This window comes from Synergistaceae bacterium (genome assembly GCA_031267575.1).
Classification (GTDB): Bacteria; Synergistota; Synergistia; order Synergistales; family Aminobacteriaceae; genus JAIRYN01.
Map to the genome: position 1 here is coordinate 1 of JAIRYN010000020.1, position 10,374 is coordinate 10,374.

Below are 10,374 nucleotides of genomic sequence, written 5' to 3' on the forward strand. Positions count from 1 at the left end.
ATCAAAGACATCCAAAGAAACGGACTTCTGAAAGGCATAGGTAAACCCGAAGCCTTAAAAACCCAAAAGGTTTACAGCCGCCGTATTAATGAATATCACCGTCTTACCTACGCAACCGACGAAAATCGAAAATTAAGGATACTTTCCTGCAAGGGGCATTACGAGGATTGAGAGGATTGAGAGGATTGAACGGAAGTTGTTCTGGACAAAGCTCACCGGACGTATGCGTTTTTGCGTGAACAGGGCGAGATAGGGCATTGGATTTCTCCACAGCTACCCCCAGCGACGTGATCGCGTTCGCGGTAACCGTATGGTCTTCCGTAGATAGAGAAAATGAGCGCCATGTCCTTTCTCCCTTTCTTTCTGTCTTTCTTTATCTTTATTTACTCAGGTTTTTTCCTCAGATAAATTGACCTACTAAATTGACCTACAGACAGACGTGAGATATGATTTTCATGTCCGATCAACTGTCTGTTGATGGAAAACATTATTGGTTATTTTTATCCGATTGTCAAGAGCATTAGGTTAATTTTATCCTGAATTTTATCCGAATGAAAGGAAAGAAGACAAATGATATGTAAAACTGAATACGCTTACAGATTAAGACAGGCAAGAGATTCTCTAGGTATGCTTCAGCGTGTTTTTGGCGATCCTCTTAATTTAAACGATGCGCAGGTCAAAGACCTTGAAACAGGTAGAAAAAAACTGACCATAGAGCTTGCAGTGCGGATAGAAAAAGTCTATGGGATAGATTTTCGCTGGCTTTTGACTGGAGAAGGGGAGATGTTGAGAAACCCGCAAGAAGAAGGACGCCGCTCTTCATCAAATCATTCTTCTCATTCTTCTCATTCTTTATCAAATCATTCTTCTCATTCTTCATCAAATCATTCTTCACCAAACATTTTGCTAAGCTCTTCACCAAACGTTTCACTAAGCGCCTCATCAAACGCTTCATCAAACGCTTCATCAAATGAAGTGCTTGGCAACGTTGAGAACAACGCCTTTATCCAGGCGGGAAATGACAGCGCCGTCATCGTCAACAAAATCGTCAACAAAGATGGGGAGCACGTGCTCACCGATGAACTTGTGGAGTTGATCCGTGTCTTTGAAACGTTAGATGTGAAGCGGCGTATATCCCTGCTTGGGAAAGCTTACACTTTGGAAGAGGAAGGCGAGTCAATGAATTGAATAAAATTAATAAATTGCATTTAAGTTAATGAAATGCATTTAAGTTAATGAATTGAATAAAATTGCCGAAAAATGGCGACCACGCAGATGGCCCACGTGGTCGTTTTGTCATAGACGTATCGCGTCGCCGTCCCAGGCACGGGACGTTTCTTCTCGGGGAACCGCGACATGGATGTAGGAGGAATACGGGCGAAACTCCCAGCCCGGAAGCTGGAAAAGCCGCGTGGCCAGAACAATGAAAGGAGCAATAGGAGCTTGGGCGTCGTTTGACGCGCGAGGCAAACGAAGATCCGCAGCGCAACCGATCATGTGCCGGCTCGACTTTGTTCCGCCCACCTCTACGTTGTGAGCGGGACAGCGCCAGCCTGAGTTTACGACTACGGGGGCTCCCCAAGCTCTACGCAACATTTCGAGCCACAACACCAGAGCTTGGGCAACTGGCCCTTTGCCGCAACAGGGACACAAAAATTCCTCCTTCCTGAAATGCTCGATTCGATAGTTTATGGCATCACATCCGATCCGATCAGTTTATTCACAGGCTTATTCACAGGCTTATCGAGCGGCGCGTTAGCAACTTCAGCAACTTCGTCGGCCAAGGGCGAAAAACAACAGACCTGACAATGACGTAACCGATCGATGGCCCCCCGCAGGGCTCGCAGCTCTCCCTCCATCCGCAGCAGCAAAAAACCGGACACGACAATGGAAAAGCCACTTTGCAACGTGGACTCTATGAACGTTTCCATGAAAGAAAACCTCCTTGAAAACTTTCTTGAAAACCTGCTTAGTTCAGACTTTAGGCCTTTTACTTTAATTCAATTCGTTCAGACTTTAGGCCTTTTACTTTAATTCAATTCGTTCAGACTTTAGGCCTTTTACTTTAATTCAATTCGTCCAGACTTTAGGCCTTTTACTTTAATTCAATTCGTCCAGATTTTAGGCCTTTTACTTTAATTCAATTCGTCCAGACTTTAGGCCTTTTACTTTAATTCAATTCGTCCAGGTCGATGGGCGTGACCGTGTGCGTAATGAACTCCGCGGTAACCGCGGTCAACGGGGGTTCCGCGAAGATCTCGCTATTGTCGACGATCTCGTCCATCAGAGCCTTAACATCCTCAGCGTCAGCAGATACATCGGCATAGGGAAAGGTCATGGAAACCGTCTTACCTCCGCTGGCGTCAAACGTGAGCTTCAAACTAACAGCCATACAAACACCTCCTTTCTTTTTATTTATACTGCCTTATACTGCTTTTGATACTCCTTTTGATACTATTTTTGATACTGCCTTTAATACTGCCTTTGATACTCCTTTTGATACTGCTTTTGATACTGCTTTTGATACTGTCTTCATTGCATCTTCATTGCGCCTTCAGTGCGCTGCCCGGCCTAGTTCTCCAGGCTAGTGACCTTGGTGCGTTCCACGCGGACCAACGAATGATCCAAAACGGGAAGCAACGCCCCGACGACGCTCATGATCTTGTCGTTGTCCGCGCCTTCGACGATTTTGCCCAGGGAGCAGCTCTTGACGATCATGTTGCCGGTGGCGGGATTTGTGCCCGCGTCCAACTTCACCGCTATGGAACTCTTATACGCGCTTTCGATAACCGACATACCGTCAACCTCCTTTCGTTAAGATGATACTATTATATGCAATATTATTATATTTGTAAAGCATAATTTAATGCTGAATTTAATAATAAAAAATAATTTACTTATTGACATTAAAAGTACTTTGGTTTATTATCTCCTCTGTTTCACGTAAAGTGATCGGACAAGGTGGTGGCGAGAGTGAATAATTTTTTCAAAAACGATATTCTCAAAGTCAATGTTGGAGTGGTGAAAATCGGAGGAGCCATTGGTAACGACCCGTCGCGGCTCTTGATGGAGCTGGCGGATCGCGCGCGTCGAGGAGAACGATGGGTTTTGGTTCATGGCGCCAGTGGCCCTATGGAGTCCATATGTCGCTCCTGCGAGATAGAACCTCTTTATGTAACGAGCCCCAGTGGGTACCGCAGCCGTTTTGTCGGCGCAAAAGAGCTGGCCCTGTTCGAGGCGGCTTGTTGCCATTACTCCGTGGAACTTTCATGGAAACTGGGAAAACTTGGGATTGGCGCTCTTCCTATCTATCCTTCTCAGAGCGTTACGGCGTTGGCTACACGCAAGGACAGCCTTCGTTCCGTGGAGAACGGTAAGGTACGGATCCTACGGGGTAACTACAGCGGAACGGTTTGTGGTTTCGAGGCCGCGCCGTTGATCGACGCTTGGGAAAAAGGGCTTTTGCCTCTTTTGCCCCCCTTGGCCTCGGACGACAAGGGCAACAGCCTGAACGTGGACGGGGATCGCATGGCCGCCGCCGCTGCTTCCGCCATTGGAGCGGATGTTCTGGTCATACTGAGCAACGTGCCGGGGATCCTGCGCGACGTGGACAATCCTGAGAGCCGGGTGGAAATGGGGAGCCTTGACGGTTGGGGTGAATTGGAGGCGCTGGCTCAGGGTAACATGAAAAGGAAACTGCTGGCTGCTCGCGAAGCCCTGGAAGGTCATGTGAGCAAGGTCATTTTGGCGGACAGCCGTAAAGATAATCCAATATCCCGCGCTTTGGCCGGAGGAGGCACCACACTGTGTCGAACATCTACGGCGGTCGCGGACTAGAGATCGTTTCAGGACGCGGCGCGTCTGTGACGGACGCTCAGGGTGTCTGTTATGTCGATTTTTTGTGTGGCAATGGATCGGCTCTTTTCGGGCATTGTCATCCGGTATTGATGGAGGCGGCGCAAAAAGCGCTGCATTCCCTTTGGGCGGCGTCTCCCGGACTTGTCAACTCCGCGCGCGACAACTTACGCAAAAACATCGCGTCTCTTTTACCAGAGGGAAAGGTTTTTTTGTGCAACAGCGGAGCCGAATCCATAGAAGCGGCCTTAAAACTGGTCATAAGCCTTCGCCCGAAGCGCAAAAAAATTCTGGCTCTTCGGCGCGGTTTTCACGGGCGCACGTTGGGCGCGTTGTCTTTGACCTTTAACCCGCAATACCGTAAGGCATGGTTGGAGAATTTGTTGCCCGCGCAACACCTCAAAGCCGAGGAAATTCCCCAGGCAGTGGACGAGGACACGGTGGCCGTCTTCTTGGAGCCCATTCAGGGAGAAGGTGGCGTATATCCTCTGGACGCCTTCACCGGCGCCGCGATCACGCAAGCGTGCAAGGCATCGGGGACTCTTTTGGTGGTGGATGAGATCCAATCCGGCTGGGGCCGATGTGGCGCAATCCTGGCAAGCCCTCTGGTCGGTCTGGAACCCGACGTCATAACCTTGGCAAAGGGCGTTGCGGGCGGGCTGCCTGTGGGCGTTACTCTTTGGAAGGGCGCTTTAGGAGACTTTCCCGCCAAAGGGCACGGCAGCACTTATGGAGGAAACCCCGTCATCGCCTCCGTGGCTTTGGCCTCGTGGGAGTTGCTGCACTCGGAAGGTTATCCCCAACGCGCGGCGCGAAATGGAGATGCTTTTGTCGCGGCGATCAAGGCTTTAAATTCGCCGTTGATCAAGGAAGTTCGTCATAAGGGGTTGCTGGTGGGCGTGGAACTCACGATCAAGGCCGAACCCGTCGTCAAGGCGCTCCAGGAAAAAGGTGTACTGGCGTTGAACGCCGGTCCTCAGGTGGCGCGTTTCCTTCCACCTTTCACTGCGGAGGAAGAAGATTTTGCCATCGTGGTTCAGACCTTTGGAGAAACACTACGAACTTTTTAAATAACGCCTGAAATAACGATTAAAATAACGATTGGAAAATAACGTCTGAACGCGGCCCGCCTTCTCACAAGGAGAAAGGCGGGCTTAAGTGTATTGTGCTTGCTTTTTTCATAAATCCTGAGAACATATACATGACGTATACTTGTTAGCTGGGTTATAACGCGAACTTACTGCGGACGTAAGACCGGTTTCAGTTGGCTGTCTTTGTCGATCTTAGAATTCCACAACTTTAGTCGTGGGAGTATGTTAAGATAAAAATCGATTTAAATCGAATGAAAGCAAATGGGAATTGAAAGCAATGGGAATTGAAAGCAATGGGAAGGGGCAACAATTTTGCGTGTGTTGATTCTTGGGGCGAACGGTTTTATCGGAAGTCATTTAATTGAGAAGATTTTGGCGACGACAGACTGGTCCGTGGTTGCTTTCGATCTAAATGATGAAAATATGAAAGAGTTTAAAAAGGAGTTTAAAAAGGAGAAGGAGTTTAAAAAGAATCTTGAAAGGGAAGGGCGGTTTTCTTTCCGAAAAGGCGATATTTTCCAGGAAGATCGATGGTTAGAAGAACAGGTTGCGATCAGCGACGTGGTTTTGCCCTTCGCGGGAATCGCCAAGCCGGCTTATTATCTTAGCCATCCTCTGTGGACCTTCGAGTTGGATTTCGAGCAGAACCTGAAGATCGTCCGACTGTGCGCGAAGCACGGTAAGCGGGTGATTTTTCCTTCCACATCCGAGGTTTACGGATTGACCAGCGATGAGGTGTTGGACGAGGACGAAAGCCCCTTGATCGTTGGACCCATCAACAAGATGCGTTGGATCTACAGTTGCGGTAAACAGATGATAGACCGCATTATCACGGCCTACGGACAAGAAATGGGGCTGCGCTACACGATTTTTAGACCCTTCAATTGGGTGGGGCCTCGGCTCGATACCCAAAAGGACGCGCGGCAACACACAGCACGCTCCATCACACAGATCGTCTGGGACATACTGGAAAAAGGTGAAGTCACACTGGTGGCCGGCGGAGAACAGCGGCGCAGCTTTACGTGGATAGGGGACGGTACTGACGCGCTCATGGCGCTGCTTCGCAACGAAGAAGGCCGAGCCGACGGGCAAATCTTCAACGTGGGCAACCCCGACAACAACGCGTCCATCCGCGAGCTGGCCCAAATGATCGTCGATGTGATGAAGGACATCCCCAAGTACGCATCCCAAGCGGAAAAGACGCGTTTCGTGCCGGTTCCGGCGGAGGAGTATTACCTCAATGGCTACGACGATATGCGCAATCGAGTGCCATCTATCGCGAAAATGCGGCGTCTTATGGACTGGACGCCCAAAGTGAATTTGCGTGACGCTGTGCGAATGACTCTAGCACAAAATCTGAAACAAGATCCGAAGTAGGTGTACCGCTTGAAAAAACTGGCGATTGTCCTGACGGGACTTGCGTTGTTCGTTTTTTTTTACGGGTTGGGAGACTACGCACTGATTGAACCCGACGAAGGACGCTACTCGGAGATCGCCCGGGAAATGCTGGAGACGGGGGACTTTGTCACCCCCAAGCTCAATCACGTCAAGTATTTCGAGAAACCCGTTTTGCACTACTGGTTAACGGCTCTGTCTTTTGCTGTTTTCGGCTTCGACGAGGCCGCAGCGCGTTTGACGCCCGTGTTGTTCGCGCTAGGAGGGGCTTGGATCGTCTTCACGACGGCGCGGCGGATGTGGGGAGCGGGTTTAAGAGAAGGCGTAAGAAAGGAAGGCGTAAGAGCGGGTTTAAAGGAAGATTTAAGAGATGGTTCATTAAGAGAAGGTTCATTAAGAAAAGGTTCAAAGGAAGGGCTTTATGGGGCAACGATTCTCTCCAGTTGTCTTTTATGGTTTGCCATCGCGCGTCTCAATATCCTGGACATGACGGTGACCTTTTTTATCACGCTTGCAATGGCGGGCTTCTGGCGGGGGTGTGCCGAAGACGGAGAGGTTGAAGACAGAGAGGTTGAAGATAGAGAGGTTGAAGACGGAGAAGCCGAAGGGAAAAGGGAAGAAGGGAAAAGGGAAGAAAGGAAAAGAGGGAGGGAAAATTCTCGGCGGTATCTTTTTTTGTTTTACGGGGGAATGGCGCTGGCGACGCTCTCAAAAGGACTGATCGGGGTCGTGCTGCCGGGCGGGATCGCCTTTTTTTACATTTTAGCAACCCGTCAGTGGAGGTTGGTTCTCCGTTCGCTTTACTGGCCGGGCATTGTGTTGTTTTTCCTGCTGACCGTGCCGTGGTTTTGGGCGGTTTGCCATGTCAATAGCGACTTCTTCCATTACTTTTTCATCCAGGAGCACCTGCTGCGCTACACCACACGAATTCATGACCGATACCAACCTTTCTGGTATTTCATCCCTATTCTGGTGGGTGGACTGATTCCCTGGGCCGGCCTGTTGCCCGACATACTGAGAGATCTCTTTTTTGCCTGGAAATCCCTCGCCTGGAAATCCGGAACTAAAGCCAGGGTTAAAGCCGGGGTTAAAGCCTGGACTGAAAACGAGAAATCCTCCTTTATTGAAAACGAGAAATCCTCCTTTCCTGACATCTTTTTAGGGATTTGGTTTGCTTTGCCTTTCGTTTTTTTCTCCCTATCCAGCTCCAAGCTGATTCCCTACATTCTACCCAGTCTCCCTCCCTTGGCAATTTTGGGTGGCAAGGCGCTGGCCCTCGTCGCCAACGGAGATGGCGCGCGCGGCAAACGATTCGCCTTCCTCAATGGAGGGGTGTTGACTCTCCCAGCCATGGCGGGGGTCGTGTATCCGTTGATGGACACGGAGCTGGGAACGGCCGCGCTTTACCCCTATACCTTGCCCGCGGCGGCGAGCCTTCTAACCCTGGCCTTGTGTGGGTGGCTGTGTTGCTTTAAGCGCATCTACTCCAAAATGGTTTCTGTTCTCTGTGTGCTGGCGTTCGTCAATTTGGCAATTTTCGCGCGGGGATTCGTCCTCAAAGCGGAATTAGATTCTTATGAAACGCAGGCCGCGCTGATTGAAGAAATTCTCAAACCCGACGACGTGGTGGTTGCCTACAAAGAGACGGCTCAAGGATTGGGTTTTTACTTGAGACGCCGGATTGCGCTGGTGGACATGTTGGGAGAATTGGAGTTTGGCGCGTGTCAGGAAAAAGACCCACGCTGGTTCATCGATTCTCAATCCCTCAAAGCCCTGTGGGACGGGGAGAAACGCGTTTTCCTGGTTTCGAGCGAAGAACATTTAGACGAGCTGACGCGATTGCTGGGAGAAAGCAATGTGATACAATGGAACTCGGCCCGTATCACTGTAATTTTGTCAAATTTTTAAGTGGCTTTGTTAGATTTTTAAGTGGATTTGTTAGATTTTTAATAGGGTTTTTACGATAAAGCGAAAAGAGAAGACGTAAGACCGGTTTCAGTTGGCTGTCTTTGTCGATCTTAGAATTCCATGACTTTAGTCGTGGGAGTATGTTAATTTGAATCACTATAGGAGTTGCTTCGCGATTGAACAACCCAGATGTCTCTGTTATCATACCTGCTTACAACGAGGAAGAGAGCCTTCCTAAACTAGTTGAACGTCTTTTTCCCGTCCTCGATGAGCTGAAGCGCTCTTATGAAGTTATTTTCGTCAACGACGGCAGTCGTGACACTACGCTGCCTTTGTTGTTACAGATTCAGAAACGACGTCCCGACGTGACGCGCGTCTTGGACTTTAACGGCAACTTCGGTCAACACATGGCGATCATGGCGGGTTTTGGGCACATGAGAGGGAAAATAGCGATCACTCTTGACGCGGACCTGCAAAACCCACCGGAGGAGATCCCTCGTATACTGCGCTGTGTGGATGAAGGACACGACGTGGTCGGGACGGTTCGTCAACAGCGCAAAGATACTTTTTTCCGGGTGATGGCCTCGTGGATGGTCAATCGCCTGACCAACCGAATCACGGGTCTGGCGTTGCGGGATTATGGGTGTATGTTGCGCGCCTACCGCCGAGATGTGGTAGACATTATCAATGAGTCAGCGGAGAGCACAACCTTTATTCCTGCCCTGGCTCAGAGGTTCGCGACGAATCCCATCGAAATCGATGTCGCCCACCAGGAACGGGAACAGGGGAACTCCAAATACAGTTTATTTCGTTTGATTCGCTTGAATTTCGACCTGATGACGAGTTTCTCCATCATACCGTTACAAGTGGTGACCATGACGGGTATTTTGATTTCACTGATGAGTTTTCTTTTTGCGTCGTTCATGTTTCTCCGGCGTTTGATTGTCGGGCCTGAGGCTGAAGGGGTTTTCACGCTTCTGGCGATTCTTTTCTTTTTGATGGGGGTGACGATCTCCTGTATCGGCATCGAAGGCGAATATGTGGGGCGTATTTACCAAGAGGTCCGCAAGCGTCCTCGTTACGTGGTCCGAAAGGTTTATGAACCGGAGGGTCCAATGATTTATGAACCGAATGGTTCAATGCTTCATGAACCGGATGGTTCAATGATTCAATGTCATCGGAATCGAGAACTTGACTGTGAAAGGAATGATGCGTAATCGCCGACTTTCGCGTTCCGTCGCTGACATGAGTTTTTCCGAATTCCGGCGTCAAGTGGAATACAAAGCGAGGATGCATGAAGGTCAGATCGTGGTGGTGGATCGTTTCTTTCCAATCTTTCCAAGTAGCAAGATAAGCTCGTGCTGCGGACAAAAGCTAGGAGAGTTGCCGCTATCGGTTCGGGAATGGACGTGTCCACAATGTGGCGCACGCCATGATCGTGACGTAAACGCCGCAATCAATTTAAGAAAATACGCCGTGAGTTCCACGGTGTCAGCCTGTGGAGAGGAAAGCTCTGGCCGTCGTCGCGAGATGGCGGTGAAACTGGCCTTAGTGAAGCAGGAAGCCAACAGTAAACTTGCTCCTGATCATATTTGATCAGATTTATTCAGGTTTGCATAGGTTTGGCAGAACGGTGGTCTTTATCTCAAAGTTGGGCGAGGTGGTTGAAATCTAACCTGAAGTGTGATATATTTATGATCAGTAGGGAGACCGGGCAGCCCGGATGGGCAGTCAAAGGAGTACCCTGCTTTTTTATATTGGGAGAATTTCGTAAAAGGAATTGTTTCATGCTCTTTTGATGTGAGCTCCACTTTCGCGAAATAGAGGTATGCAGTATTTCCGGCAAAATCACACGTATCTCGGTTGGACCCTGAAGTCAAAAAAAATAAAAAAATAAGAAGTAGAGACGTCCGCCCGCGCGTCTCTACTTCTTATTTTTTTTGACTTCGTCCAATCCACTTGCTATTGGGCTCCGAGGAAAAACCGTGCTCATAAGGAGGGCTGAAATGCTGCAACGACCATTTTTTGAAACGACGCAGGGAAAACTTTACATGGGTGATTGCCTGGAAGTTCTTCCAGAGATCCCCTCCGAGAGCGTGGATATGATTCTTTGCGATCTTCCTTA

General features: G+C 49.4%; 12 protein-coding genes. 8 read left to right on the forward strand and 4 right to left on the reverse strand.

Annotated features, from left to right (window positions below):
- Positions 1 to 9: 9 nt before the first annotated feature.
- Together LBJ36_02720 and LBJ36_02725 are read left to right on the forward strand one after the other, a co-directional pair.
- On the forward strand, positions 10 to 171 hold the full coding sequence (locus LBJ36_02720) for a type II toxin-antitoxin system YoeB family toxin (protein MDR1377948.1): 162 nt from the start codon (positions 10 to 12) through the stop codon (positions 169 to 171).
- A gap of 399 nt (positions 172 to 570) precedes the next feature.
- Positions 571 to 1,188, forward strand: a complete 618-nt coding sequence (locus tag LBJ36_02725) for a helix-turn-helix transcriptional regulator (GenBank protein MDR1377949.1) — start codon at positions 571 to 573, stop codon at positions 1,186 to 1,188.
- A 108-nt stretch (positions 1,189 to 1,296) separates the two neighbouring features.
- On the opposite strand, the gene LBJ36_02730 is transcribed toward LBJ36_02725, so the two are convergent.
- The 4 genes from LBJ36_02730 to LBJ36_02745 form a co-directional block, all read right to left on the reverse strand.
- Complete coding sequence (locus LBJ36_02730; protein ID MDR1377950.1) at positions 1,297 to 1,653, reverse strand: hypothetical protein; 357 nt, start codon at positions 1,651 to 1,653, stop codon at positions 1,297 to 1,299.
- A 35-nt stretch (positions 1,654 to 1,688) separates the two neighbouring features.
- Complete coding sequence (locus LBJ36_02735; GenBank protein ID MDR1377951.1) at positions 1,689 to 1,931, reverse strand: YvrJ family protein; 243 nt, start codon at positions 1,929 to 1,931, stop codon at positions 1,689 to 1,691.
- A gap of 239 nt (positions 1,932 to 2,170) precedes the next feature.
- Positions 2,171 to 2,392 carry a DUF2922 domain-containing protein gene (locus tag LBJ36_02740; protein ID MDR1377952.1) on the reverse strand — a complete coding sequence of 74 codons (222 nt, stop codon included), beginning with the start codon at positions 2,390 to 2,392 and terminating at the stop codon, positions 2,171 to 2,173.
- A gap of 179 nt (positions 2,393 to 2,571) precedes the next feature.
- Positions 2,572 to 2,796: a DUF1659 domain-containing protein gene (locus LBJ36_02745; GenBank protein ID MDR1377953.1), complete on the reverse strand. Its 225-nt coding sequence runs from the start codon at positions 2,794 to 2,796 to the stop codon at positions 2,572 to 2,574.
- Between the two features lie 177 nt (positions 2,797 to 2,973).
- Between LBJ36_02745 and LBJ36_02750 the strand changes: the two genes are divergently transcribed.
- The 6 genes from LBJ36_02750 to LBJ36_02775 all read left to right on the forward strand — a co-directional run bounded on the left by LBJ36_02750 (position 2,974) and on the right by LBJ36_02775 (position 9,845).
- On the forward strand, positions 2,974 to 3,837 hold the full coding sequence (locus tag LBJ36_02750; protein MDR1377954.1) for a [LysW]-aminoadipate kinase: 864 nt from the start codon (positions 2,974 to 2,976) through the stop codon (positions 3,835 to 3,837).
- Positions 3,807 to 4,925, forward strand: a complete 1,119-nt coding sequence (locus LBJ36_02755) for an aminotransferase class III-fold pyridoxal phosphate-dependent enzyme (protein ID MDR1377955.1) — start codon at positions 3,807 to 3,809, stop codon at positions 4,923 to 4,925. The genes LBJ36_02750 and LBJ36_02755 overlap by 31 nt, the downstream gene beginning before the upstream one ends.
- 339 nt (positions 4,926 to 5,264) lie before the next feature.
- Complete coding sequence (locus tag LBJ36_02760; GenBank protein MDR1377956.1) at positions 5,265 to 6,323, forward strand: bifunctional UDP-4-keto-pentose/UDP-xylose synthase; 1,059 nt, start codon at positions 5,265 to 5,267, stop codon at positions 6,321 to 6,323.
- A 9-nt stretch (positions 6,324 to 6,332) separates the two neighbouring features.
- Positions 6,333 to 8,249: a glycosyltransferase family 39 protein gene (locus tag LBJ36_02765; protein MDR1377957.1), complete on the forward strand. Its 1,917-nt coding sequence runs from the start codon at positions 6,333 to 6,335 to the stop codon at positions 8,247 to 8,249.
- Positions 8,250 to 8,425: 176 nt separating this feature from the next.
- Positions 8,426 to 9,466, forward strand: a complete 1,041-nt coding sequence (locus LBJ36_02770) for a glycosyltransferase (protein ID MDR1377958.1) — start codon at positions 8,426 to 8,428, stop codon at positions 9,464 to 9,466.
- Positions 9,456 to 9,845: a transposase gene (locus LBJ36_02775; GenBank protein ID MDR1377959.1), complete on the forward strand. Its 390-nt coding sequence runs from the start codon at positions 9,456 to 9,458 to the stop codon at positions 9,843 to 9,845. Before LBJ36_02770 ends, LBJ36_02775 begins: the two co-directional genes overlap by 11 nt.
- Positions 9,846 to 10,374 lie beyond the last annotated feature (529 nt).

Excerpts from the sequence above, each read along its gene's own strand:
- LBJ36_02725 (MDR1377949.1), top strand. The coding sequence starts at position 571 with ATGATATGTAAAACTGAATACGCTTACAGATTAAGACAGGCAAGAGAT.
- LBJ36_02735 (MDR1377951.1), bottom strand. The coding sequence starts at position 1,931 with ATGGAAACGTTCATAGAGTCCACGTTGCAAAGTGGCTTTTCCATTGTC.
- LBJ36_02740 (MDR1377952.1), bottom strand. The coding sequence starts at position 2,392 with ATGGCTGTTAGTTTGAAGCTCACGTTTGACGCCAGCGGAGGTAAGACG.
- LBJ36_02745 (MDR1377953.1), bottom strand. The coding sequence starts at position 2,796 with ATGTCGGTTATCGAAAGCGCGTATAAGAGTTCCATAGCGGTGAAGTTG.
- LBJ36_02775 (MDR1377959.1), top strand. The coding sequence starts at position 9,456 with ATGATGCGTAATCGCCGACTTTCGCGTTCCGTCGCTGACATGAGTTTT.